The organism is Paenibacillus sp. FSL P2-0322 (genome assembly GCF_037975315.1).
In the GTDB taxonomy this organism is placed as follows: Bacteria; Bacillota; Bacilli; order Paenibacillales; family Paenibacillaceae; genus Paenibacillus; species Paenibacillus polymyxa_B.
Genome location: NZ_CP150243.1, coordinates 4540256 through 4565040, shown reverse-complemented (window position 1 = coordinate 4565040; position 24785 = coordinate 4540256). Strand labels below are relative to the sequence as shown.

General features: G+C 46.7%; 24 protein-coding genes. 19 read left to right on the top strand and 5 right to left on the bottom strand.

Going from position 1 to position 24785, the window contains the following annotated elements; genetic code table 11:
* The first annotated feature begins 342 nt into the window (after positions 1-342).
* The 3 genes from MKY24_RS20090 to crcB (MKY24_RS20080) all read left to right on the top strand — a co-directional run bounded on the left by MKY24_RS20090 (position 343) and on the right by crcB (MKY24_RS20080) (position 2493).
* Positions 343-1653, top strand: coding sequence for a replication-associated recombination protein A (locus MKY24_RS20090; RefSeq protein ID WP_023989915.1), 1311 nt, complete (start codon positions 343-345; stop codon positions 1651-1653).
* A gap of 85 nt (positions 1654-1738) precedes the next feature.
* Positions 1739-2140 (top strand): fluoride efflux transporter CrcB, encoded by a 402-nt coding sequence (gene crcB, locus MKY24_RS20085; RefSeq protein ID WP_075154633.1) that lies wholly within the window; start codon positions 1739-1741, stop codon positions 2138-2140.
* Complete coding sequence (gene crcB, locus MKY24_RS20080) at positions 2137-2493, top strand: fluoride efflux transporter CrcB (protein WP_075154632.1); 357 nt, start codon at positions 2137-2139, stop codon at positions 2491-2493. Before crcB (MKY24_RS20085) ends, crcB (MKY24_RS20080) begins: the two co-directional genes overlap by 4 nt.
* Positions 2494-2608: 115 nt before the next feature.
* On the opposite strand, the gene MKY24_RS20075 is transcribed toward crcB (MKY24_RS20080), so the two are convergent.
* A complete protein-coding gene (locus MKY24_RS20075) occupies positions 2609-3439 on the bottom strand; it encodes a PPK2 family polyphosphate kinase (RefSeq protein WP_023989912.1) in 831 nt (276 codons plus the stop codon).
* Between the two features lie 402 nt (positions 3440-3841).
* Positions 3842-4963, bottom strand: coding sequence for a tRNA 2-thiouridine(34) synthase MnmA (gene mnmA, locus MKY24_RS20070; RefSeq protein ID WP_023989910.1), 1122 nt, complete (start codon positions 4961-4963; stop codon positions 3842-3844).
* A gap of 304 nt (positions 4964-5267) precedes the next feature.
* Between mnmA and MKY24_RS20065 the strand changes: the two genes are divergently transcribed.
* The 4 genes from MKY24_RS20065 to MKY24_RS20050 all read left to right on the top strand — a co-directional run bounded on the left by MKY24_RS20065 (position 5268) and on the right by MKY24_RS20050 (position 7730).
* Positions 5268-5687: an Rrf2 family transcriptional regulator gene (locus tag MKY24_RS20065; protein WP_013311532.1), complete on the top strand. Its 420-nt coding sequence runs from the start codon at positions 5268-5270 to the stop codon at positions 5685-5687.
* Positions 5688-5698: 11 nt separating this feature from the next.
* A complete protein-coding gene (locus MKY24_RS20060) occupies positions 5699-6850 on the top strand; it encodes a cysteine desulfurase family protein (protein ID WP_028542436.1) in 1152 nt (383 codons plus the stop codon).
* 135 nt (positions 6851-6985) lie between these two features.
* Entirely contained in the window at positions 6986-7507 is a 522-nt protein-coding gene (locus tag MKY24_RS20055) for a PRC-barrel domain-containing protein (protein ID WP_013311530.1), read from the top strand.
* A gap of 10 nt (positions 7508-7517) precedes the next feature.
* Complete coding sequence (locus tag MKY24_RS20050; RefSeq protein WP_013311529.1) at positions 7518-7730, top strand: hypothetical protein; 213 nt, start codon at positions 7518-7520, stop codon at positions 7728-7730.
* Between the two features lie 162 nt (positions 7731-7892).
* Here the strand turns inward: MKY24_RS20050 and MKY24_RS20045 are convergent, their stop codons facing one another.
* Positions 7893-9866, bottom strand: coding sequence for a methyl-accepting chemotaxis protein (locus tag MKY24_RS20045; protein ID WP_023989908.1), 1974 nt, complete (start codon positions 9864-9866; stop codon positions 7893-7895).
* A gap of 211 nt (positions 9867-10077) precedes the next feature.
* Between MKY24_RS20045 and MKY24_RS20040 the strand changes: the two genes are divergently transcribed.
* On the top strand, positions 10078-11145 hold the full coding sequence (locus MKY24_RS20040; protein WP_023989907.1) for an AI-2E family transporter: 1068 nt from the start codon (positions 10078-10080) through the stop codon (positions 11143-11145).
* Positions 11146-11226: 81 nt separating this feature from the next.
* Here MKY24_RS20040 and MKY24_RS20035 read toward each other — a convergent pair whose 3' ends face one another.
* Entirely contained in the window at positions 11227-11409 is a 183-nt protein-coding gene (locus MKY24_RS20035) for a hypothetical protein (RefSeq protein ID WP_142657862.1), read from the bottom strand.
* A gap of 87 nt (positions 11410-11496) precedes the next feature.
* On the opposite strand from MKY24_RS20035, the gene alaS reads away from it, so the two are divergent.
* The 11 genes from alaS (at position 11497) to MKY24_RS19980 (ending at position 23559) form a co-directional block, all read left to right on the top strand.
* The gene (gene alaS, locus MKY24_RS20030) at positions 11497-14130 is read left to right on the top strand and encodes an alanine--tRNA ligase (protein ID WP_264454655.1); all 2634 of its coding nucleotides are present in this window, start codon (positions 11497-11499) and stop codon (positions 14128-14130) included.
* 136 nt (positions 14131-14266) lie between these two features.
* Entirely contained in the window at positions 14267-14527 is a 261-nt protein-coding gene (locus MKY24_RS20025; protein WP_007431624.1) for an IreB family regulatory phosphoprotein, read from the top strand.
* A gap of 9 nt (positions 14528-14536) precedes the next feature.
* The gene (gene ruvX, locus MKY24_RS20020; protein WP_014282932.1) at positions 14537-14953 is read left to right on the top strand and encodes a Holliday junction resolvase RuvX; all 417 of its coding nucleotides are present in this window, start codon (positions 14537-14539) and stop codon (positions 14951-14953) included.
* Positions 14954-14966: 13 nt separating this feature from the next.
* Positions 14967-15269, top strand: coding sequence for a DUF1292 domain-containing protein (locus MKY24_RS20015; RefSeq protein ID WP_023989904.1), 303 nt, complete (start codon positions 14967-14969; stop codon positions 15267-15269).
* The gene (locus MKY24_RS20010) at positions 15266-15571 is read left to right on the top strand and encodes a DUF1292 domain-containing protein (RefSeq protein ID WP_013311522.1); all 306 of its coding nucleotides are present in this window, start codon (positions 15266-15268) and stop codon (positions 15569-15571) included. The genes MKY24_RS20015 and MKY24_RS20010 overlap by 4 nt, the downstream gene beginning before the upstream one ends.
* A gap of 94 nt (positions 15572-15665) precedes the next feature.
* Positions 15666-16694, top strand: coding sequence for an endolytic transglycosylase MltG (gene mltG / locus MKY24_RS20005; RefSeq protein ID WP_076265324.1), 1029 nt, complete (start codon positions 15666-15668; stop codon positions 16692-16694).
* An 11-nt stretch (positions 16695-16705) separates the two neighbouring features.
* On the top strand, positions 16706-17635 hold the full coding sequence (locus MKY24_RS20000) for a peptidase U32 family protein (protein WP_023989901.1): 930 nt from the start codon (positions 16706-16708) through the stop codon (positions 17633-17635).
* A 32-nt stretch (positions 17636-17667) separates the two neighbouring features.
* The gene (locus MKY24_RS19995) at positions 17668-18999 is read left to right on the top strand and encodes a U32 family peptidase (RefSeq protein ID WP_013311519.1); all 1332 of its coding nucleotides are present in this window, start codon (positions 17668-17670) and stop codon (positions 18997-18999) included.
* 224 nt (positions 19000-19223) lie between these two features.
* Positions 19224-21473, top strand: coding sequence for a methyl-accepting chemotaxis protein (locus MKY24_RS19990; RefSeq protein ID WP_339200721.1), 2250 nt, complete (start codon positions 19224-19226; stop codon positions 21471-21473).
* 102 nt (positions 21474-21575) lie between these two features.
* Positions 21576-21698 (top strand): hypothetical protein, encoded by a 123-nt coding sequence (locus tag MKY24_RS19985; RefSeq protein ID WP_023989899.1) that lies wholly within the window; start codon positions 21576-21578, stop codon positions 21696-21698.
* An 85-nt stretch (positions 21699-21783) separates the two neighbouring features.
* Positions 21784-23559 carry a penicillin-binding protein 2 gene (locus MKY24_RS19980; RefSeq protein WP_339200719.1) on the top strand — a complete coding sequence of 592 codons (1776 nt, stop codon included), beginning with the start codon at positions 21784-21786 and terminating at the stop codon, positions 23557-23559.
* On the opposite strand, the gene MKY24_RS19975 is transcribed toward MKY24_RS19980, so the two are convergent.
* Positions 23547-24701, bottom strand: coding sequence for an AI-2E family transporter (locus tag MKY24_RS19975; protein WP_023989897.1), 1155 nt, complete (start codon positions 24699-24701; stop codon positions 23547-23549). The genes MKY24_RS19980 and MKY24_RS19975 overlap by 13 nt on opposite strands.
* Between the last annotated feature and the right edge of the window lie 84 nt (positions 24702-24785).

Genomic DNA, 24785 nt, shown 5'->3' with positions numbered 1-24785 from the left:
GCATCGCCTGAGTTGTTGTATTCCTTTTTGTTTACTGTTTATCTTAGTAATGAAAATTAGGAAGTCATGTCAGTCGAAGAACAGCCACGAAATTCATCTTTCGTCTAAGGCTGTTCTTTCTTTTTTTGTGGGCGACTGACTTGGAGATCTACAGCTGTGCCGTGACCATGCTATCTGCAACTTGTTAACGGATATGGTAGAATAAGAGGCGGTTTACACTGTATCAGGATTATAGATGACTTGAATTTTCATGATTTTTAACCGTATGAGCGAACATAATATAGTAGGTTTTCGAAGAAAAAGAGAAAGTGTTCGTTCATAAACCATAAGGAAGTGAATGAAATGGACTTATTTTCATATTCCCAAGAGTCAACGCCAAGCAATCGGTTGCTTGCGGATCGCTTGCGTCCGACTTCGCTGGATGAATATATTGGACAGGAGCATGTTGTGGGTCCGGGTAAGCTGCTGCGAAGAGCTATAGAGGCAGATCAGGTCTCTTCTATTTTGTTGTACGGACCACCGGGGTGCGGCAAAACAACGCTGGCACATATCATCTCGCAACACACGCAAGGCGATTTTGTACGTCTGAATGCTGTAGAAGCATCTGTGAAAGACGTAAGAGAAGTCATTGACCGTGCACAGACGAATAAATCGATGTATGGCAAAAAAACTATTTTGTTTCTCGACGAGGTACATCGGTTTAACAGTTCACGTCAGGATGCACTGCTGCCTGCGGTGGAAAAGGGCACGATCGTGTTTATTGGCGCCACGACTGAAAATCCCTTTCACTACGTCAACGGCGCTTTAATGAGCCGTTCTACGCTGTTCCAGCTTGAAGCGCTAACGCAGGAGCATTCGCTGGCTGCTATGCGCCGCGCCTTGAGTGATGCGGACAAAGGGCTCGGCTACATGCAGCTTCAGGTAGATGAAGCTGCACTGGCTCACATCGCGTCCATGGCGAACGGTGATATCCGCCGCGCTTTGAACGCGCTAGAACTGGCGGCGCTCACGACGCCTCCGCTGGCAGACGGCACGATTCACGTGACACTGGAAGTCGCAGAGGAATCCATTCGCCGCCCGATTGTCAAAGCAGATGAATCCACGCAGTATGACGTGCTGTCGGCCTTTCACAAAAGCATTCGCGGCTCTAGCGACGCCGCGCTGTTCTGGTTCCTGTATGCCGTAGAAAAGCTCGGCATGGACCCGATGACCTTTATCCGCCGCCTCATCGCGGCGAGCAGTGAGGACATTGGCCTGGCGAACCCGCAGGCAATGGTGCAAGCGGTGAGTGCGCTTGAAGCTTATCGCAATAACGGCTGGCCCGAGGCCAAACTGAATATTGCACAGGCCATTTTGTTTGCCGTGGAAAGCCCCAAATCGAATGCCGTATATACAGCGATTTCACGGGCCATGTCGGCTATGGACGATATCAAATCGGCCGAGGTGCCACTCCATTTGCGTGACGCACACTACAAAGGCTCGGAAAAGCTCGGTCATGTTGGCTATCAATATCCACATAATTATCCGAATCATTATGTGAAGCAGCAATATTTGCCCGATTCGATAGCAGACCAAACCTTCTATCAGGCTACTGAGCAGGGGAATGAGTCCAAAATCAGGCAAAACCAGCGGTGGCGGGATTCACAGTCTTAATATATGTGCGACTTCATATACAGAGTGTGTACGATATCGTCACGTTACACCATGATCGTGCAAGAGCGAAGAAGGGGATAAAAAGATGAAAGACGTGCTATTCGTTGCTGCGGGCGGAGCGCTTGGAACCTCTACCCGTTATGGTCTGCAATCGCTGCTGCCTGCGGCGGGTGCGGATTTTCCACTTGGTGTGCTGCTAATCAATTGGATCGGCTGCCTGTTTCTGGGTTGGTTCTTTACGGTAACCTTGCGATCATGGCGGATCAAGCCGCGATTGCGACTTGCCATCGGAACAGGCTTTACAGGGGGCTTTACCACCTTTTCCACCTTTGCAGTGGATGCTGTCCGCCTCACGGTTCACGATCGTATGCTGACGGCTGTGTTGTACCTGCTGCTTAGCGTAGGCGGAGGGCTGTTTTTGACATGGATAGGTATCCGCCTAGGTTCAAAAATGACGCAGGCTGCTCCCAAGGAGGAACGCTTATGATCTGGTGGGCAGCGGCAGGCGGTATCGTGGGTACACTGGCGAGATACGGGCTTGGCATGTGGGCCGGAAAGAGGTTTGGTACCGCATTTCCGTGGGGGACGTGGATCATTAACGTCAGCGGTTCATTGCTGCTAGGCTGGCTCTATGGCGAGTTTACGCAAAACCATTTGTCTCCTGCACTCTGGATGCTGCTAGGAACAGGTTTTTGTGGCGGCTACACCACCTTTTCCACATTTGGCTATGAATCTCTTCAACTGATGGAGCGTAAAGAATACCGACGCATGGCTATGTATGTACTGTCCTCTGTCGTGGTAGGAGTTGTAGCTGCGGCTATCGGGTACAGAGTCAGTTAAGCTTTATACATTTTCGAAATAACACGTAAAAATGCAATAAAAAGCTTCCAATCCCGTACTCAAGGCATTTTCAGCCGTGATAAGGTTTCGGAAGCTTAGTGCTGTACCTATACAGCTATTTTTTATCTCGTTCTTTGTACAATTCAGGTAAAAGGGATTCAAGTTCAGGTCTTGGATCAGGATCAGACAACTTCATTTCCTCCAGCGTTTGGACGGCAATCCGTAGCACAGTATAATCCCTATACCAACGGTTGTCTGAAGGAACGACATACCAAGGAGCTTGTTTGGTTGCGCTTAGCTCTAATACATCCTCATAATACTGGGTATATTGCTTCCAAAATTTTCGTTCCTGCAAGTCACTTGGATCGAGTTTCCAGTTTTTGTGAGGCTTTTCAATTCGGTCGATCAGCTTTTCTAACTGAAATTGCTTTGAAATATGTAAAAAGATTTTAACCACCTTTACACCATTATCCAGCAACAATTGTTCAAAATGCTTGATATGCTTAATATTCCGTTTGGCCTGCTTATCGGATATCTGTCCGTGAACACGTGTAATCAGCACATCCTCGTAATAAGAACGGTTAAATGCTGCAATATATCCACGTCCTGGGGTAACGCTATGAGCACGCCATAAGAAATCATGACTCAATTCCTCAGCCGTAGGTGATTTAAAGCTGTGGACAGTCACCCCCGCAGGGTTAAGGTTGGAAAATACCTGTTTGATGACGCCATCTTTGCCGCTGCAATCCATACCCTGAAATACAAACAAAACGGATTGTTTTTTCTCTGTAAATAATTTGCTTTGTAATTCCGTGAAGCGTTCCTTCAATTGATCTGTTTCCAGTCGGATTTCTTCTTTATTTTTGATATTTTTTGTATCCTTGGGGTCCCATTCTTTCAAAGAAACTTTTTTACCCGGTGTCAGCATTCCTAATGAATCAGACATAAAGGCACGCTCCTTTTCAATTGAAGTATGATCTTGTCTACATCATATACCCAAATGAGGATGTTATCAAAAGTTCCTTATGTATTAATGGTCTTTCAAGTTAATTCGAAAAGGATTACATAGGGAAGAAGTTAGAAGTCCATTGTAGCGATCTTATTTAAATATGACGGTTCCTATTTTAAATGGGAAGCATACCAATGGATTAAAAAAGGGACGTGCATACACCATGGAAAATTTTTTGCAAGGAATGTTTGTCCAGCATGACAGACATCATAAAGAGCAGATTATCAATTCTTTACAAGCCATTACTAAAAACATCTTTCATTAAAAAAGTCGCCTCCCAAATCTGGAGAGACGACTTTTTTAATTCCCTGCTATATCAATGCAAAATGGTCATTTTATTTAAACTGTTTCAGGCTGAAGTTTTTCAACCTTATCAATGGTTCCGCCACCCAGACAGCGTTCCCCGTCGTAAAATACAACAGCTTGTCCAGGTGTAATGGCCTTTTGATGTACATCGAATATGACATGCACGGTTCCATCCGCAAGCCATTGTAAAGTTACTTGCTGATCAGGTTGGCGATAACGGAACTTGGCTGTGCAACGGAATTCGCTGGTCGGACGAGTATCTGCGCCTTCAATCCAGTTCACGTCCGTTGCAATCAGGCTGGTAGAATACAGACTGTGGTGACGATCACCTTGTACCACATACAGAATATTCTTCTCCAGATCCTTATCCGCTACAAACCACGGTTCGCCTGAACCCGATCCGCCAATGCCCAAGCCTTGTCGTTGACCCAGTGTATAGTACATCAGACCATCGTGACGTCCTTTGACTTCACCAGTAGCGATATCCACCATGTCTCCACCTTTTGCAGGCAGATATCCACTCAGAAACTCCTTGAAATTACGCTCGCCGATAAAGCATACGCCTGTGCTGTCTTTCTTCTTGGCCGTATACAGTCCCGCAGCTTCCGCAATTTTACGTACTTCTGGTTTCGGCAGATGACCGATGGGAAACATCGCTCGGGACAACTGTGTTTGGCTTAATGCATTTAGGAAATAAGTCTGATCCTTGTTGCTATCCACACCTCGCAGCAAAGTAAAGTGGCCGTCTTCTTCCACAACCCGTGCATAATGTCCAGTAGCAACATAATCTGCTCCCAAATCCAGCGCTTTATTTAGAAACTCGCCGAATTTAATTTCACGGTTACACATGACATCCGGGTTGGGTGTGCGTCCAGCTTTATATTCATCAAGAAAATAGGAGAATACTTTATCGAAGTATTCTTTCTCAAAATTGACGGTATAGTAAGGAATGTCGATCTGTTCACAGACGCGGCGCACATCCTCCGCATCCTCCTCAGCCGTACAACGGCCAAATTCATCCGTGTCATCCCAGTTTTTCATGAAGATGCCGATTACGTCATAGCCCTGCTCCTTCAGCAGCAGCGCGGTAACGGATGAGTCGACGCCACCGGACATCCCGACGACGACACGGGTTTCATGATTGGCTTTAGCCATGGTCATCACCCAATTCTTTCAATATTGTTGTAGAACCCACCTATTGTAACATAAACGATAATAAGATACGATGTTTGGACGATCAAACGACACGGCGAACGATGGAAGAAAGCTATATAAAATGGGCTAAAGCTGTTCCAAATCGCTCGAAAGCAACTTTTTTTAAGATTGTTACCGTAATGTTTCCCTTTACCTGCCCTAATATGTTAACATAAGCTGAGGGTTAGGATCGGAATAGAGAGGTTTACAACACCAGTTATTCCGCGTGTTTAACGGAATTGTTACTATAAGTGAGGTGGCACAATTGAAAATATCAACGAAGGGCCGTTATGGCCTGACCATTATGATGGAACTTGCAGCCAGGTTTGGCGAAGGTCCAACTTCTTTGAAAAGTATTGCCGAAAAAAATCAGTTGTCAGAGCATTATCTGGAACAGCTCATCGCGCCTTTGCGTAATGCAGGTTTGGTAAAAAGTATCCGTGGTGCTTACGGCGGTTATATTTTGGCGAATGAACCGGCAGGAGTAACAGCGGGAGACATCATTCGTGTACTGGAAGGTCCGATATCTCCGGTAGATTTCACGGAAGAAGACGATCCGGCAAAACGTCAGCTGTGGCTGCGAATTCGTGACAGCATTGCTGAAGTGTTGGATTCTACTACACTTAAGGACTTGATCACATACCAAGAACATGATGAATTGGACAATTACATGTTCTACATTTGAGGTGGATTAACATGAACAGAATTTATCTGGATCATGCCGCATCGACTCCTATGCATCCTGAGGTTGCGCAGACTATGATGGACATCATGACCGGCCAATATGGCAACGCTTCGAGCGTTCATGCCTTTGGCCGCGATGCCAAGCGCACCGTCAGCGCTGCTCGGGATGCCGTTGCGGCCTCTTTGGGCTGCAAGCCTGAAGAAATTATATTTACGAGCGGAGGGACAGAAAGCGATAATCTGGCCCTGTTTGGGACGGCTACGGCAGACGGCCGTACTTCCGGGCATATGATTACAACCGCGGTTGAACATCACGCAGTGCTTCATGCTTGTGATGAGCTGGAAAAAGCGGGGTATGAGGTGACTTATGTCCCGGTCAACGGTTTTGGACGCGTGAACCCTGCGGATATCGAGGCTGCCATTCGTCCGGACACTTTTTTGATCAGCATGATGTATGCCAACAATGAGGTGGGCGTCATTCAGCCGATCTCAGAAGTAGGGCAGATTGCGAGAGAACATGGCATTGTATTCCATGTAGATGCGGTTCAAGCTTACGGTCATATATCCATCGACTGCCGGAATCTCCCAATTGACTTACTGAGTGTGTCGGGTCATAAGATTAACGGACCACAAGGGGTGGGTGCATTATATATCCGCCAAGGTACACGCATTCAGCCGCTAATGCATGGGGGACTTCAGGAAAAGAAACGCCGTGCCGGGACAGAAAACATCGCCGGTATTGCGGGTCTGGCTAAAGCCGCAACTCTAGCTAATGCTTCCATTGAGGAGCGTGGGGTGCACGATACGGTTCTTCGCCAGACACTGCTTAAAGGGTTGGAAGACACTCTGGGTAGCCAAAATTTTGTAATTAACGGTGATCCTGATCATTCTTTACCTAATGTCCTTAATGTTAGTTTTCCGGCCATTGGTACAGAGACCATGCTGATGAACCTTGACATGGAAGGAATCGCAGCAGCAAGCGGATCAGCCTGTACTTCCGGATCTCTAGAGCTATCGCATGTATTGCAGGCGATGGATCTTCCTGAAGATGTTTTACATTCAGCGATTCGGTTTAGCTTCGGTTTGGGTAATACTACGGAAGAAATGGAATACACGGCCAAGAAAATTGAAACCATATGGAAGCGGCTGCGTACTAGGTACTAGGGATTTCTCCGCATTTTAATAAGAAGGGAGGGGCGGTTTTCCATTTCATTGCATGAACGGAAGCAAGGTCTGACAGGCATGTAGGAAAAGGACCGCACCTTCGTTCGGATTGCAAAATGAGGAGGTACCCTATATATGAAGCTTCAAGATATGATCGGACTTGCCGTTTTCGATGTGGAGGACGGGAAGCAGATTGGTAAAATACATGACTTTATGGTGACAGCTGATTGGCGGATCACAGGGATCGAGTTGGAAGGAAAAGGGCTTTTTTCTTCTCACGTGAAAATGGTTGCTTGGGATGACATCGTTGCTTACGGTGAGGATGCGATCATGATTCGCAATCAGCAGGCTGTCCGTAAAACGGAGGCCCATGATATACAACATACGTACTTGCTTGGACCCGGTAAACTGAAGGATCTATCCGTGCTAACAGAGGAAGGGCTTATGCTCGGGCACATCTCGGATGTTTATTTTGACCAGGAAATGGGCAATAACATAATAGGCTTGGAAATCAGCGATGGTTTTGTATCGGATATTATAGAGGGGCGGAAATGGCTGCCCTGCACCGAAGATATGTCCATCGGGGAAAATGCTGTTATGGTTCCCCCGTTAAGCGAGCAGCGTCTGGAAAAAGCCATATATTCTGTTAATGGATAGGGTGAGTTTATTGAGATGTCCGAATTGTAATTCCAAAGATATCGGCAAAATCGGCTCCCATCAATTTTATTGCTGGGGATGCTTTATCGAACTTCAGGTGAATGGTGAAAAAATGTCTGTCTACCAAGTGGAAGAGGATGGAACGCTCAGTTCGCTGGACGACCTATTCTTTGGAGATGAGATGGCACAACAGGACTTGCCGCAAATTCATGCTTCTTCCTAAGCTTGACACCGAAAGTGGACAGGCTGCTTGCTAAGAGGTGTGATCTACATACGCTTAGTAGGTTGGATAATGCTTGATAAAAACAACGAAGAGGGTGCCCCGAACGGCCATATTGGCTGGGGCACCCTCTTTTGTATACCGTTTTTGTGAAGATGGTTAGTTCTACAATTTAAAGCGTTTGACCTCTTCCAATAAAAGATCTGCATGAGAATCGAGTTTGGCAGAAAGGTCGGCAATATTGTTCATGGCATGACCTTGTTCTTGCACAGAGGAAGCCACTTCCTCTGTAGATGCTGCACTTTGTTCAGAAACAGCGACAACGCTGGAAATGACATCGGAAATATGTCCAGCATTCACACGGAGATGATCTGTAGCGGCGGTAACGTCCTCAATTTGGGCAAGCATATGCTGAGAAGCCCCACGAATGGATTCAAACGCCTGTCTCGTTGCAATGGCAGCATGCTCCTGTTCTACAGTTACAGCAAGAGCCTTCTTCATTTCCTCCGCGCTTTGTACTCCTGCAATTTTAATTTCTTCCAGCTTACTCATGATACTGTCACTGGAACTGCCCGCTTGCTCAGCCAGCTTTCTCACTTCTCCCGCGACGACGGCAAAACCTCGTCCGTGTTCTCCGGCCCGTGCCGCTTCGATGGATGCATTGAGGGCCAGCAGGTTTGTTTGTGCGGCGATATCGTGGATGGCCCCGGCCAGCCGCTCAATATCCTGAGTTTTCAGCGCGAGCGAATCTACGGCTTCTCCTGCCGCAGTCGTCGTTTGTCTGGACTCGGCGGCCAGTTTCGCTTGACGTTCTGCTGTTTCATACCCTGCAAGCACGGCAGAATCTGTTTCGAAAACGGCAGTTTGGGTCCGTTTAACACTTTCGCCAATCTGGTCGATGGAGCCTGTCATGTGAGTCAGCTTCTCAGAGCCGGAATATACAGCTTCAGCCTGATCGCTCGCTCCTTGGGCAAGCTCCTGAACTGCACTGGAGATTTGTGACGCGATGGTTCCAGTATCCTTAGCGTGCTGATGCATATCATGGGAAGCTGAGCTGACATCGCCCGCCGTATCTGATACCTTGCGCAACAGGTGAGAGAGATTATCAGACATGATATTAAAATCTGTCCCCAGGCTGGCAATTTCATCTTTACCTTTAACATCCACACGAGCGGTCATATCGCCTTCAGCTATACGTTTGACATTCGCTTGGAGTCTGCGAATCGGCTTAATAAAGTTGTTTGCCGCCCAGATCGCCAGCAGCATAGCGACAACCAAGATGATAGCAACCGTTATAATCAACATATTACGAGTGGAGTAATACTCCTGAAAAGCAATATCTTTGGAAATGGACAACCCTACAATCCAGCCTGTGCTAGGCATCTTTTTAAAATAAAGCTGACGGTCACTACCATTATAGCTATAGTCTGTTTCTCCCGAAGCTGCGCTCAGCAGGGCCGCGGTTGATGAACCCAACTCGGGATTGTCCTTGAGGTTTTTGCCAGCCAGCTTGTTGTCTGGGTGCGCGATCACGGCTCCATTTTGGTCAATCAAAAATGCGTAGCCCAATCCGTTCAAGTCTATGCTTTTAATTATTTTTGTCATATCGTTGAGCATTATATCCTCGCTGACCACACCAGTGACGGAGCCATTCGAATTTTTGAGAGGCTTCGCAATAGAAATGGTGAAATTCGTACTATTTGCATCAATGTACGGGGACGAGTAATACATTTCTCCCTTGGTTTTGGCATCCTTGTACCACGGTCGAGCGCGAGGATCATAACCTGCTTCAAACCAGCCAGATCCATCCCAGTAGGCTCCATCTTCAAAGCCTGCGTAAATATTGGAAATATTTTGATCTTTATAGTTTTGAAAAGCTGCCTTCAGAGATACGGCTTTGGCATCTGATGAAATATCGCTGGATTCCAGACCTGCAGCCAATGTTTCAATAATTTTGGCATTACCACCTATCCATCCGTCGAGCTGATTGACGGTTTCGGAGGTTTTGCTGTTCATAAGCTCTTGGATATCATGATTGGCCTGATTTTTAACGCTTGTCATGCTAATGATCGACAATGGCCCAGCTGCAACGATAACAATGCAAGTGAAAAGGAGAATAAGCTTGATTTTTAAGTTCATGTAACGACCCCCGATGTTTCAGAAATGTGAAAACTTAAAGTAGTGCTTTGTACTTATATCGTCAGATGGAATGACTTTGTTAATTGTTTTCATCCGTTTTCATCATTTTTTTACAATGGTAATCTATGGGGCATTCCAGACTCGCGGGAAGGATTAAAGTAGAGGTACAGGCATATACTTAAAGGAGGCTAGTCCAGTAAGGGGGCACGAAATGGAGCAATTAACGAAAAGTAGACTGTTCCGGTACGGAATATGGACGCTGCTGGGACTTGTCATTCTATATTTTATCTGGCTGCTGCGACCTTTGTTTTTGCATTTGTATGAATTTCTGAAAACAATCATTGCTCCGTTTGCGGTAGCGATGATCATCTCCTATGTACTTAATCCGGTTGTCAGTATGCTGGGCGGTCGCAAGGTGCCTCGAAGCGTAGCTGTGCTGCTCATCTATGCTGTGTTTTTAGCCAGTCTCGTTGTGATTCTGATGAACCTGATTCCGATGTTCATTGAACAACTGGATGAGCTGAATGAGCATCTGCCTGAGCTGACCATGCATGCACAAGGATTAATGACGAATATGGATAGCGGCATTTTGCCCCAAGGGGTGCGAACGGGTATGAATCAATGGTTTTTCCAACTAGAGAATCGGATGGCAACAGGGATTTCTAACTTTATGGATAACATCGGCGGGATGATCAATATGCTGTTCAATGTGTTCATTGTACCGTTCCTCATTTTTTATATTTTGAAGGATTTTGATGTGTTCGAGCGGACGATTGTGTCTTACCTCCCGCGTTCTCGTCGCAAGGCGATTGTAACGGTACTTAAGGAAATTGATCAGGCGCTTGGCAACTATGTCAGGGGACAATTACTGGTATGCGTCATTATTGGAGTGATGGCTTATCTCGGATATATGCTCATTGGCATGCCTTATGCGCTGTTGCTGGCAGGAGTGGTTGCAATTTTTAACATCGTTCCGTATTTGGGCCCCTTTTTGGGAGCCGCTCCGGCAGTAGTCATGGCTTCTACGGTCTCCTTAAAAATGGTGCTTTTGGTCGTGGTCGTTAACACCTGTATTCAAGTGTTGGAGAGCAATGTCATTTCTCCCCAGGTGGTGGGACGAACGTTGCATCTGCATCCGATAGCCATTATTTTCGCTCTGCTAGTGGGTGGGGAAATTGCGGGAATTACCGGCTTGATTTTAGCGGTTCCCGTGATGGCAGTCTTAAAGGTAGGACTTCAGCATTTTTTTGCTTATTACGTGAAGCGGAAAACAATCTGATTTTGTCCATACACCGTATGTATCTTGTCTGAAATCGCGTTGACACGGCTAAATGACACGGATATACTGAGTTGAGTATGTTTAAATGTGTTTATCCAGTAGGGAAAGCTCATTTCGAAGTGCGGGCTGAACCCGCCGGGATGCTCCCGTTACCAGTGAAAACAAGGCGATCGATCGTCCGTTAAGCAAATGTTGGTGTGCAGCTTGCGCATGGGCATTTCGTACAGAGGGGACGGCGTTAACCAGGGTGGTACCGCGATACAATCGTCCCTGATCCGTTCAGGGGCGTTTTTCTGTTTTTTTATGGCCTGTGCCAGGAACCAGTGACACCATAATTAGGAGGCTACTTATATGAAAGCTAGTGAAATCCGCTCCAAATGGCTGGAGTTTTTTGAAAGCAAGGGACATGTGATTGAACCAAGCGCGCCGCTTGTTCCACATAAAGATCCTTCCCTGCTGTGGATTAATGCGGGTATGGCACCGCTTAAGCCTTATTTTGACGGACGTGTGAAGCCAGAAAATCCACGTATTGCCAATTCGCAAAAATGTATCCGGACGAACGACATTGAGAATGTCGGCAAAACGCGCCGTCATCACACCTTTTTCGAAATGCTCGGCAACTTTTCCATTGGTGACTATTTTAAGGAAGAAGTCATTACATGGGCATGGGAGTTTCTGACGGATCCAAAATGGATTGGTTTTGATCCGGAACGTCTGGCTGTAACTGTGTATCCTGAGGATGAGGAAGCGTACAAGCTGTGGAACGAAAAAGTTGGACTTCCTGCCGAGCGTATCATCAAATTGGAAGATAACTTCTGGGATATCGGTGAAGGCCCTTGTGGACCTTGTACGGAAATCTTTTATGATCGTGGCGAAGCCTACGGCAGCGACATGACGGACCCTGAAATGTATCCGGGGGGAGAAAATGAGCGTTATCTGGAAGTGTGGAACCTCGTATTCTCACAATTCAACCATAACAAAGACGGTAGCTATACGCCGCTTCCAAACAAAAATATTGATACAGGGGCTGGATTAGAGCGTTTTGCATCCATTTTGCAAAATGTGGATTCCAACTTTGATACGGATATCTTCCAGCCACTAATCCAAAAAACAGCGGCGATGGCGGGAGTAAAATATAACGAAAATGTGGACAGTGATGTGGCTCTTAAGGTTATTGCTGACCATGTCCGCACCGTAGCTTTTGCAATTGGTGACGGTGTGCTGCCTTCTAATGAAGGACGGGGTTACGTGATTCGCCGTTTGCTGCGCCGGGCTGTGCGCTATGGAAAAATGCTGGGCATGAACCGTCCATTTATGTTTGAGCTGGTGAAAACCGTTGGGGATGTCATGGGTGTGTATTACCCTGAGGTAGTGGACAAGCGTGATTTCATCATCAAAGTGATCAAAACGGAAGAGGAACGCTTCCATGAAACACTGACAGATGGATTGGCAATTTTGTCCGATATCAGTGCTCAGGCGAAGGCCGAAGGTCGCAATGTCATTAGCGGAGCAGATGCTTTCAAACTGTATGATACGTACGGGTTCCCATTCGATCTCACAGAGGATTATGCGGACGAGCAGGGCTTGAAAGTAGACCGTGAAGGCTTTGATGAAGCGATGCAGGAGCAACGCAAACGCGCTCGTGATGCTCATCAGGACAGCGCGAGCATGAAGATTCAGGGCGGAGCTTTGTCCGGACTGGCGGTTAAAAGTGAATTTGTTGGATATAATGACCTCGTAACTGAGTCTAAAATTGTGGCGATTGTATATGAAGATGTACTGGTGGACAGTGTTAGTGAAGGGCAGTCTTGTCAGGTCGTGCTGGATGTGACTCCTTTCTATGCCGAAAGCGGAGGACAAGTCAGTGACCAAGGCTTGCTGCGTGGAGGTACGGTAACCGCGAAGGTCGAAGGACTGTTTAAGGCGCCACAAGGTCAGCATGTGCATCAGGTTGTTGTAGAAGCTGGTGAGTTGAACGTGGGCGATACGGTGAAAGCAGAAGTAGATCAAGCTTCACGTGGAGAAATTGAGAAAAACCATACGGCTACACATTTGCTTCACAAAGCGCTTAAAGAAGTGCTGGGTGACCATGTCAATCAGGCGGGTTCTTTGGTTGAGCCTGGGCGTCTGCGTTTTGACTTTTCCCATTTTGGAAGCATTACACCAGAAGAGCTGGCGGATATTGAACTGCGTGTAAACCGTGCCATCTGGAGCCAACTGGACGTTAATATTGAATTGAAACCGATTGATGAAGCCAAGGCTCTCGGAGCAATGGCGCTGTTCGGTGAAAAGTATGGAGATATCGTACGGGTCGTTAAGGTTGGCGATTACAGCATTGAACTATGCGGTGGCTGTCATGTCAGCAATACTTCGCAAATTGGCTTGTTCAAGCTTGTCAGCGAGAGCGGCATTGGATCAGGTGTACGTCGTATCGAAGCGGTGACCGGACGTTTTGGCTTTGAATATATGGAAGGTCAATTAGAGCTGTTGAAGGTGTCAGCTGGGCTTGTAAAATCCAAGCTGTCTGAGGTGCCAAAGCGTATCGAATCTTTGCAGCAACAAATTAAAGACCTCAGTCGTGAAAATGAATCGCTGCAAAGCAAGCTGAGCGTTATTGAGGCGGGCCAGCTGACCGATCAGGTCGTGCAAGTAGGCGGGGTGCAGCTGTTGGCTGCACGCGTGCAGGCTTCCAGCATGGATGCGTTGCGTGCGATTGCTGATGAACTGAAAGGGAAACTTCCGGCTGCTGTGCTGGTGCTCGGCGCTGCAATGGACGACAAAGTTAATTTTGTCGTAGCAGTTCCGGCAGAGCATACCAAGGCTGGACTTCATGCAGGCAAGCTCGTGAAAGAAATTGCTGCCGTATGCGGTGGCGGTGGTGGCGGACGACCTGACATGGCGCAAGCCGGTGGTAAGGATGCCAGCAAGCTGGACGAAGCACTTCAACGTGCGCATGAACTGGTGTCGGCAGCCTCACAAGGATAAATTTCGATAATTTTTGCGGATTTTTGGGAAAAAACGGGCTTAGATATTTCCTTGTAGGGCTTTGCTTATGGTATGATGTAAAAGAATAAGCTGGCATAAACATGTACACATGTTTTGTGGAAGCGAGGTGTCAACAATGGATTCCATGGACAAAACGGTCAAATTTAATGTCAAGGCAGATGAGAAGGAAGCTTCTGCTCAGGAGATTTTGTTGACCGTATATGATGCGTTGGTAGAAAAAGAATACAATCCGATCAATCAAATCGTCGGCTATTTGCTATCCGGTGATCCGGCTTATGTGCCACGGCATAATAATGCCAGAAGCCTGGTACGTAAAAAAGAGCGCGATGAGTTAATTGAAGAGTTGGTTCGTTTCTATCTCGCCAAGCACCGTTAGGAGACAGGCATGAAAGTAATGGGATTGGATTACGGGGATCGCCGAATTGGGGTCGCCGTAAGTGATGCCTTCGGCTGGACCGCCCAAGGATTGGAAGTCATAGAACGACGCGGTGACGACAGCGAGTTCGGTAAAATTGCAAATTTAGTTCGTGACAATGAGGTGGGCGAGGTTGTTGTAGGTTTGCCAAAAAACATGAACGGAACCGTGGGTCCACGCGGTGAGATTTGCATCGAGTTTGCGAACCGACTCAAGGAGTTACTGGGTTTACCCGTTCACCTTTGGGATGAACGGCTGACGACGCGTTCGGCGGAGCGTACGCTTCTGGAGGCCGACGTCAGCCGAAAAAAACGCAAGCAGGTGGTAGATAAACTGGCCGCAAGCCTGATCTTGCAAAACTATTTGGACGCACACAGTACAAGGTGAGGGGGATTTCGTAATGGCTGAAAATCAAGTGGGTATGGAAGAAGAGCCGGAAATTATTTATATTGCCGATGACGAGGGCAACGAGGAAGAGTTCGAGGTCATTATGAAGTTTGAGGTAGATGGTTCCGAAGCGAAGTACATGATGGTTGCGCCAGTGGACCCTGAAGCTGATGAGTCCGATGTGTACGCCTTCCGTTACGAGGAAGAAGGCGATGATATTAAATTGTTTGTGATCCAAGACGATGCCGAATGGGAAATCGTCGAAGAGACCTTTAATACATTTGTAGAAGAAGATGAAGAGGAAGACGGGAAATGACGAGCTATTCACGTGAAGACCTGAGTTGGACCTCTGATTTGAAGGAAACGTTCGACGGCGATGTAGAGCTGCAGGATGAACAGGGCCATGCGATTCGCATGGAATTGGAAGCAGAGTTCAAGGTAGGTGAGCAACGGTACGCCGTATTGCGTAGACCTGGGGCTGCTGTTGGCGAACATGAACTTTACCATGTAAGCTCATCCACAGACGGCGAAATCTCCATCACCACCATTGAAGATGATGATGAGTGGGAAGATATTTCCGAGCTGTACGACGAATGTACGTTGCCGGAAGAACTGTAAGTCTGGATAACGATGAGATCAAACCTGAAAGGGCGGACCAGTCCGCCCTTTTTGGCTGTGAAGGAGTTGGGTGGATGTGAAGCGAAGGACAAGGATGTTTACGTTATTTCTACTGCTTATCATTATAGCAGGAGGTGCAGCCCTCTATATCTGGAATGCCATGCAGCCTGTTCAGCCCCAAACACAACCCGTTGCTTTTACGGTGGTGCAGGGAACAGGAACATCGGCTATTGCAGATACGCTGGAGCAAAAGGGACTTATACGTAATGCGCTCGTGTTTAAGGCTTATGTAAAATTCAAACAGCAAGGAAGCGGATTTCAGGCCGGAAAATATGAGGCGAAGCCTGGCGCAACCTTTGATCAGTTGATTACTAAGTTATCGGCTGGAGATGTTGTCAAAGAGGAAATGATTCGTTTTACAATCCCGGAAGGTTTTACGATTAGACAGATGGCTGATAAGCTGCAAAAGGAAGGACTGGCAGACCGGCAGCAATTTTTGCAGCTGGCCAACGATCCGTCCGCTTTTGACGTCGCGCTAGTGCGGGACATTCCAAAGCAGGCGGGGCTTCGCTATGCGCTGGAGGGCTATCTTTTCCCGGAAACCTATGAGCTGAAAAAGGGTAGTACGGCCAAAGATATTATACAGGCGATGCTAGAACAGACGCAAAAACGGCTGGAGACTGTTTCTGATTTGGATGCCAAGCTAAAACAACGGGGTGAAACGCTGCATCAACTGCTGACAGTTGCTTCTCTCGTAGAGCGCGAAGTGGTTGTGGAAGATGAGCGGTCTGTAGTAGCTGGCGTCATTTATAACCGACTCAAACAGGATAAGAAGCTGGAAATTGATGCTACAGTTCAATATATGCTGGATAAGCAAAAGGAACGGCTGTATTACAAGGATTTGGCTGTGGAAAGCCCTTATAATACGTATATGCATCAGGGACTTCCACCAGGGCCGATTGCAAGTCCCAGTCTGAAATCAGTGATAGCGGCTTTACAGCCGAAAGCTACAGATTATTTGTTTTACGTGACCAAAAAAGATGGGACACATGAACATTTGTTTGCCAAAACGTATAAAGAACATTTGCATAACATTCAGGTAAGTAACCGTAAGACAAATTAGGAGGTGAGCCTATGGCTTACAAACCCGAACTACTGGCAACTGCCAGCTCTCCGGAGGATGCCCGCCATATGCTGGAGGCTGGAGCTACTGCATTACTTATTGGAGATGACCGCTTTGGAATGCGGCTGCCGGGACATTTTACACCGGACCAAATCCGTGAAGTGGTGGAAGAGGCACGGAAGCATACGGCGCAGGTATACGTATCCATGACGAATTTGATGACGAACGAGCTATTGCCGCTCCTTCCCGAATATGTGCAGACCCTAGCTGGATGCGGCATAGACGCCATTGAGTTTAATGATCCCGCAGTGCTCATGGCCGTGAAGGAGTACGCCCCGCATCTTAAGCTGTTCTGGAACGGTGAGATGATCTCCACCAACTTCGCAACCGCCAACTATTGGGGTGAAAAAGGAGCTTCTCGGGTCATTTTGGCTCGTGAGCTCAGTATGGATGAAATTACCGAAATGATACCAAAGTTGAACATAGAAGCACAGGTTCAGGTACATGGCATGACCAATATTTATCACTCCAAGCGTAAGCTTGTTCAAAGTTATATGCTGCACCAGGGACGTAATGTGGAAGGCGATTTGGGTAGAGGGCGCGGCTTGTTTCTGATTGAAGCAGAGCGGAAGGAAGAGAAGTTCCCCATCTACGAGGATATTAATGGGACACATATTATGAGTTCAGATGATTTTTGTATCATGGAGGACCTGCATATTCTGATGGAGGCGGGCGTGCATAGCTTTAAGATCGAGGGCTTATTGAAACCTACGGCTTACAATGAGGCGGTTGTTCGTGCTTATCGTAAAGCCATAGATAATTATACAGCTGACCCGGATGCTTATGCTTATGATGAAAGCTGGCTGGATGAAGTTCGCCGTCTTCAAGATCCGGAACGGGAACTTTCCTTCGGATTTTTCTATAAAGAGCAGGTTTATTAATTTTAAAATGAATTCACAGAGGGGGGAACGTCATGGGGACGATAACCAAAACGAGAAAATATATAGGTAAACGGAATCGTCTGGATAAGCCGGAGCTATTGGCTCCTGCCGGAAATCTGGAAAAGCTGAAGTTTGCCGTTCACTATGGCGCGGATGCTGTATATATTGGTGGACAAAAATATGGTCTGCGTTCTAACGCCGATAATTTCAGTTTTGAAGAAATGCGCGAAGGTGTAGAATTTGCTAACAAGTACGGTGCTAAGGTGCTTGTAGCCACCAATATCTATGCCCATAATGAGGATATTGCCGGAATCGAAGAATACTTGCGCAATCTGTACGAGGCAGGAATTCATGCCGTTATCGTCGCTGATCCGGCTATTGTATCCGTGGCATTGCGTGCTGTTCCTGGATTGGAAGTGCATTTGAGTACACAGCAGTCCACACTGAACTGGCAAGCGGTAAAGTTTTGGAAAAACGAGGGACTACCGCGTGTGGTACTGGGACGTGAGACCAGTTTGGAGGAAATCGAAGAAATTAAAAAGCATGTGGACATCGAAATCGAAGCATTCGTCCATGGTGCGATGTGCTCTTCATTTTCCGGCCGCTGCGTGTTGTCCAATCACTTTACAGACCGTGATTCCAATCGTGGGGGATGTTGTCAGTCTTGCCGCTGGAAATACGATTTGTTTGAGGATGCCCGCCCAGGTGAGGTTTGGATATCTGAGGAAGAGGCACAGGAGAGCAATGCACTGAAACAGTTCCAGCTCGGTGTTAACCAGCTTCCACTGTTCGAAGAGAGCGATAATGCCTTTTCTATGGGTTCCAAGGATCTGTGTATGATTGAAAATGTCCCTGATCTGATTGATGTAGGTGTAGACAGCTTTAAAGTGGAGGGACGTATGAAGTCCATTCACTATGTGGCTACCGTCGTGAATGTCTATCGTCAAGCGATTGATTCCTATATGGCTGATCCTGAAAATTATGTGCTCAAACCAGAATGGATTGAAGAAATTAACAAGGCAGCCAATCGTCCGTTGAATACAGGTTTTTTCTACGATACACCGGATCATGAAGATCATATTTATGAGCCGGAAGAAAAGGCAGTCCCTTATGATTTTGCCGGACTGGTCATGGACTACGATGCCGCGAGTGGCATTGCAACCATTCAACAACGGAACCATTTTAAACCAGGGCATGAAATCGAATTTTTCGGTCCGAACGGAACATTCTTTAAACAAACGGTCGGAACGATCTGGGATGAGGAAGGCAACGAATTGGATGCTGCTCGTCACCCGCTTCAACGAATTAGAATGAAGGTAGATCAGCCCGTATCGTATTTTGATATGATGCGTAAAAAGAAGTAAATAAGCCTTAAGTCACAGGTGAAAAGATTCAAAAGCCTCTCCTATCGGTTGGAGAGGCTTTTTTTTGAATAGTTTTCTAGGAAAAAAGTTTCACAAAATTTAGTTGATACTCAAAGGAAAGCTACATTCCTTGTCGAATAGTTCCGATAGAAGTTATATAGATAATAGATACATAATGGATGACGTGGAATTAGAAACTAATTATATGGTGGTAGGTGAGAGAAATGGGTTTACGGAAAAAAGAGGGGAATACAGCAAAAAGGCAACCCAAGAAAACGGATCAAATGCAGGGTTTGAAAGGCAGTAAAGTGACAACGGATAAAGAGGAACAAAAGGTTGCGGTGTCTTCGAAGGTTGCCCCCTGGGTAGCTGAGGCGACTCGTAAAGGTACACACAATTTAAAGCGTTTACTTAAGCCAGAAAGGTACAGTAAAGATTTCATGCATTTGGTCAAAAACTATAATCCGATACGTTCGGTTGGAATGAAGTTGTTTCTGATCTTTTTTGCGGCAATTATGTTATTTGTGGTCAGCTTGGGGATGCTCTCATACTACAAGGCTAAAAGTACGATTGAGCAAAATGCAGCTACGGCTTATCAGCAGACCGTCCAGCAAACTTCAGAAAAGCTTGATATTATTCTAGAGCGCTTTCAAGACACGTCGACACAGGTATTTTTCGATACTGAATTAAGTGATCAGTTGCAAAAGGCAGTAAAGCAAGATAAAAATCCCTTTGCATCTTTTGTTGCTATGGGCGAAGTGAATAAGAAGCTAACGAATCTTGCTTTTACGAATAAAGCGATTGATTCAATGTACTTGTACCCGGAAGAAACCAATTTAACTGCTATGGGCACCGGAACACAAAAGGATGTACGGCAGGAAGCGTGGTTTAAGGATATTTTGAAAAACAAAGGAATTGTTTGGCTACCTACGCAGGTGAATGACAATGGTAGCAAGACCTTTCGTCTGGCACGCTCCATGAACAGCATGTCCGGGTTGGGAGGGACTTATGTTCTGGTTATGGATTTAAAGTCCAGTGCGGTGGAGGACGAGTTAAAAGGTATTAATTTGGGTTCAGGCAGTATGATTAGTCTTGTGACAGACAAGGGTGAGTTTGTAGGTTCTAACAATGAGGGCTTGGCAGGAGGAAAGACAAAGCTGGATTACGTGTCCAAGCTTGAAGGGATCGAAGGAAATCAAATTATGGAGCAGGAAGCAGACGGCAAAAAGCAAAGTGTGCTTGCGGTTCATAATACACTGGGAACTTCCAAGTGGATTCTCGTGGGTGTAGTACCTGTATCTGAGCTGGTGAAAGACGCTAAGGGGATACTAACTACAACCTGGATATTTGCCGCAGTGGCTGCACTCATTGCATTGTTCATTGGCCTGTGGATAGTGCGTCTCGTGGCTCGTCCATTGACACATCTGAAGGATTTAATGGTCGAAGGCGCCAAAGGCAACTTGCAAATCCGAACGAACTATAAGGCTCAGGATGAAATTGGGCAGTTGTCAGAAAGCTTTGATACGATGATGGAGCAAATTACATTGCTGGTAGAACAGACGAATGCCTCAGCTCAGGAGGTTCTGAATACAGCGACGGAACTAGGCGATGCCTCGAAGAAGACAGCCATTTCAGCCAAAGAAATTGCAGCAGCAACGGAAGAGATTGCTCATGGCGCCGCCAGTTTGGCAACAGAGGCTGAACGTGGCAGCGGACTTACCGGGAATATATCTCAGCAAATGGATACGGTTATGGCTTCCAATCATGAAATGAGTCTGGTCGCACAAGAAGTTGAACAATCCAGTGAACAAGGGACCATTCAGCTGAAAAATCTATTGAGCAAGACTAAGGTTACGGAAGAAACTACGCATGCTCTGGTGGGCAAAGTAGATGAACTGAAGAAGACAACTTCCGATGTCTTTAAGGTGCTGGACGTATTACAGGATATTGCTAAACAAACGAACATTCTATCACTGAATGCGACGATTGAAGCAGCACGAGCGGGGACGGCTGGGCGTGGTTTTATGGTGGTAGCTAATGAGGTTCGGCAGTTGGCTGAACAATCACGTCAAGCTATTCGTACGGCTACAGGCATTACTAACAACATCGTCAATGAAATGAATGAAACGGTACAGGCATTATCTGAGGTGTACCCGCTGTTCCGGGAACAGATGGGAGCCGTGCAGGAAACAACGGACATTTTCCAATCGGTTCAGCAGCAAATGGGAGAGTTCGCGCTACGATTGGGAACGGTCACTGCCTCCATTCATCATCTGAGTGAATCGCAGACCACTTTGTCCGAGGCAATGACCAATGTAAGTGCGGTAGCCGAGCAATCCTCAGCTACTTCGCAGGAAGTCGCTTCGCTCAGCACTGAACAGGCTAATATTGGTAATCAACTGGTAGGTTTGTCGGATAAGCTGGAAGGAGTATCAGTGAACTTGAAGGAACAGCTTTCGCGGTTTACGGTGTAGATATAACAAAACCATGGAAATCAGGATTGTCACTGATCTCCGTGGTTTTGTACTTTTTATTAGTAGATGTGCTTAAAAATCCCTCAAGAAGGAAAGCAAAAGATGAATACAAACACAAAGGTAGCTTGGGTTGTACTGGCCATTACCATTTTTATTACGGTTTTTTATTCGTTAGACGAGTTTTTAAATTGGAGCCCAGAAGCAGACATCACAAGATACAAATAAATTCGGAAACCCATTCACGTTAAAAGTTGAGTGGGTTTTCTTTTTCAACTACAGGACATACTACTGGAAAAAAGATGAAAGAAGGATGGGTGTGCCGAGGCGTGGTAGCAGTTTCATACGAAAACGTCGAATTGCATATATGGGCTTGGGGGTGATGGCGCTACTGCTGATTTTATTATTCCGACTGGCTTGGATTCAGGGGACAGCGGGCATTCATATGTCCGTCTATGGGGGGCATTCGCTTAAGGAAATGTCAGCACGTCAGCGACAGGAGGGCATTTCTATCGACTCTGGACGTGGACAGTTTACGGACCGGCATGGGCAACCCTTGACTGGCGGAGTCGTATGGGCGCCAGTGCTTTTTCCCGATGTAGATGGCAAAGCGGCTTTACATGGCGAAGAACTGGCCAAGCTACTGCGTACGAATAAAAAGCAACTACTGACACGATGGAAAGGGCTGCAATCCCCGCTCATATGGCGAGATGGGCGCGGAGAGCCCGTACAAATCAATCCGAATGAAGCAGGCAAGCTGCTGAAGCTAGCCCCTTCGCTTATTGAGCTTGTACCTTATGCGAAACGTTACAGGGATTTGCCCAATGGCAGGCAATGGCTTGGCTTTCTGTATGAACGTGCCGACCGAGCGAGTGAACTGCCGATGGGGGCAGCCGGGCTGGAAAGAACGCTGGAGCCGCTGCTGAGCGGCGTCGGTGAAACGTTCGTCTCCCGATTTGTAGATGCGCAGCGTCGTCCATTGACTCATATACCGTTGCGTGTCAGTGCTCCATCCAATGGTCACTATCCTTTACAAGTGCAGACTACAATTGATCTACCTATACAGGAACAGATTGAAAAGCTGACGGAATCTAGTCATTTGGCAGAAGGGGCGGTGGTAGTGCTCGATGCAGGCAACGCGGATTTACTGGCGATGGTGTCTCGCCCTTTTTATAATCCCGGTCATGTTGATCCGCAGAAAAAAACAGACTGGTCTAATCGTGCCCTCAAGGCGATAACGCCTGGATCCATTTTTAAGTTGGTTACGGCTGCTGCTGCACTTGAATCAGGTGTTGTCCAACCGCAGGAACAATTCCATTGTCATGGAACTTATGGCAAGTACGGTTTGGCTTGCTGGAAAAAAGAAGGACACGGTACCCTGAACCTGGAGGAAGGGCTTGCCGTATCCTGTAATAGTGTATTCGCTCATCTCGGCGAACGGCTTAATCCTGAGCAAATTCAGGCCACAGCCTCTGCACTGGGATTGAGCCGAACTGTGGGCTGGCAGGAGCGGAATCTTGCAGGACTACCTCAATTCAGACCGCTGGATCACGAAGAAAAGGGAGCCGTATTCGGCTCCCATACGAACGCGTATGATCCGGGCGTACGTGTACAGACAGCTATCGGTCAGCGCGATGTGCTGGTAACGCCTCTCCAAGCTGCCAATCTCATCGTCACCTTGCTGCACGAGGGTCAAGTACATGCACCACGCATTGTCAAACGCATTAGCTACGCAGACGGTAGCACCTTACTGGAACTACCTGCTCATGCTGCATCTTCACCCGAGGGCAGCCGCTCGATTCACACATCGACGGCTCGCACGCTTCGTGAAGCAATGGAAAAGGTTGTGACACAGGGAACTGGTGCCTCCTTGCGTAATAAATCATGGATTCTGGCCGGCAAATCGGGTACGGCCCAAGCTTTAAAGAACGGTCAACCTATCAATCACCAGTGGTTTATAGGCTATGGTCCGATAGAGCGGCCTCGTTATGCGGTCGCCGTCCTTGTGCAAAATGCTTCAACACATTCTGCAAATCAAGCTACAGCACTGTTTGGTCAAGTAATGGATCTGTTAGCTCAATCCTCTTGAGTACCACGAGTAGCTTCACGATCTTCCTCCTGGATTTTTACGATAAACGGGGGCTCGTCAAATTCCTCTGTCGGAAACCGAATCCATTTCTGCAGATAGCCTTGCTGCCACAATTCCTTGAGCAAAATGATCAGAATGGGAGACAGGATTAATCCGGCCAGTCCAAAGATGGACAACGATATAATGGCAAAGGAAAGCATCAGATAGGCAGATGAAACACCGATGGAATTACCAGTGATTTTAGGCTCTGCCAGCTGGCGGACGATCACCGTCACAGCCATGACAATAAGCAGGCCTACAGCCAGGCCGGTATTGCCTGTGATGAACAGATACACGGCCCACGGAATAAAAATAACAGGCACACCCAGCAAGGGCAGAATATCAAACAAAGCTGCCACGAGCGCCAATGAGAGGGCATTATCCACTTGCAAAATGAGTAAACCTATAAATACGAGAACAAAGGTAATCCCTACCAGTAGAGCTTGAGCCTTGAGAAAAGCGGAGATAGCTTTAAGTACGTGATTTTTTAGAAAAAGGTAAGCAGTTTTTAGTGTCTTGGGTGTTTTACTACGAGCAATGCCCTTCCAAAGATTAATTTCCATACTTAAAAAGAACGCTAAAATGATGGCAATGGCAAAGTTGCCCATAAAAACAGTGAAAGAACTGAGGAACTGTATGAAAAAGGATAATCCTAGCTGTGCCCACTTCGTAGCAATGGTGGTGGCAGTCGCAAAATAATCATTCACACGTTCAGTAACACTCGGAGGTAAAGCAGCGATTTTATCTTGAGAAAGATGAAGATATCGCGTGAATTCCGCTTGGATAATCTGAGTATATTGTGGGAGGTTTTGCGCGACTTTCGTAAATTGCGTAACCAGAATCAGGCCCAATCCGAAAAAAATAGCAAGTAAGAGGATGATAAATAGCAATACGGAGAGTGCGGAGGCAAAAGGCTTTTTCATTCCTTTCCGATGAAAATAACGGGCAGCAGGTTCAATGCACCAGAACACGACGAACGAAAGGAACACAGGTGCGGCAAGTTGATACAGTTTGCTGGATACGAACATAATTAAATACACGGTTAATACGATCAAACCGATATCAAAAACGGTACGCCAATATTTTTTGTACAAGGGAAGCATATGTATACAACGACTCCTTTTAGATTTTTATTTATTGTACACTAAATTGGACCTCAATGCTGACCATATGCAATAGCGAAATCT

Coding starts and splice junctions, on each gene's coding strand:
- MKY24_RS19980 (WP_339200719.1), top strand. CDS start 21,784: ATGGGTGTGCCGAGGCGTGGTAGCAGTTTCATACGAAAACGTCGAATT.
- MKY24_RS20090 (WP_023989915.1), top strand. CDS start 343: ATGGACTTATTTTCATATTCCCAAGAGTCAACGCCAAGCAATCGGTTG.
- alaS (WP_264454655.1), top strand. CDS start 11,497: ATGAAAGCTAGTGAAATCCGCTCCAAATGGCTGGAGTTTTTTGAAAGC.
- MKY24_RS19990 (WP_339200721.1), top strand. CDS start 19,224: ATGGGTTTACGGAAAAAAGAGGGGAATACAGCAAAAAGGCAACCCAAG.
- MKY24_RS20040 (WP_023989907.1), top strand. CDS start 10,078: ATGGAGCAATTAACGAAAAGTAGACTGTTCCGGTACGGAATATGGACG.
- MKY24_RS19995 (WP_013311519.1), top strand. CDS start 17,668: ATGGGGACGATAACCAAAACGAGAAAATATATAGGTAAACGGAATCGT.
- MKY24_RS20055 (WP_013311530.1), top strand. CDS start 6,986: ATGAAGCTTCAAGATATGATCGGACTTGCCGTTTTCGATGTGGAGGAC.
- MKY24_RS20025 (WP_007431624.1), top strand. CDS start 14,267: ATGGATTCCATGGACAAAACGGTCAAATTTAATGTCAAGGCAGATGAG.
- MKY24_RS20075 (WP_023989912.1), bottom strand. CDS start 3,439: ATGTCTGATTCATTAGGAATGCTGACACCGGGTAAAAAAGTTTCTTTG.
- MKY24_RS19975 (WP_023989897.1), bottom strand. CDS start 24,701: ATGCTTCCCTTGTACAAAAAATATTGGCGTACCGTTTTTGATATCGGT.
- crcB (WP_075154633.1), top strand. CDS start 1,739: ATGAAAGACGTGCTATTCGTTGCTGCGGGCGGAGCGCTTGGAACCTCT.
- crcB (WP_075154632.1), top strand. CDS start 2,137: ATGATCTGGTGGGCAGCGGCAGGCGGTATCGTGGGTACACTGGCGAGA.
- mltG (WP_076265324.1), top strand. CDS start 15,666: ATGTTTACGTTATTTCTACTGCTTATCATTATAGCAGGAGGTGCAGCC.
- MKY24_RS19985 (WP_023989899.1), top strand. CDS start 21,576: ATGAATACAAACACAAAGGTAGCTTGGGTTGTACTGGCCATTACCATT.
- MKY24_RS20000 (WP_023989901.1), top strand. CDS start 16,706: ATGGCTTACAAACCCGAACTACTGGCAACTGCCAGCTCTCCGGAGGAT.
- ruvX (WP_014282932.1), top strand. CDS start 14,537: ATGAAAGTAATGGGATTGGATTACGGGGATCGCCGAATTGGGGTCGCC.
- MKY24_RS20045 (WP_023989908.1), bottom strand. CDS start 9,866: ATGAACTTAAAAATCAAGCTTATTCTCCTTTTCACTTGCATTGTTATC.
- MKY24_RS20015 (WP_023989904.1), top strand. CDS start 14,967: ATGGCTGAAAATCAAGTGGGTATGGAAGAAGAGCCGGAAATTATTTAT.
- mnmA (WP_023989910.1), bottom strand. CDS start 4,963: ATGGCTAAAGCCAATCATGAAACCCGTGTCGTCGTCGGGATGTCCGGT.
- MKY24_RS20010 (WP_013311522.1), top strand. CDS start 15,266: ATGACGAGCTATTCACGTGAAGACCTGAGTTGGACCTCTGATTTGAAG.
- MKY24_RS20060 (WP_028542436.1), top strand. CDS start 5,699: ATGAACAGAATTTATCTGGATCATGCCGCATCGACTCCTATGCATCCT.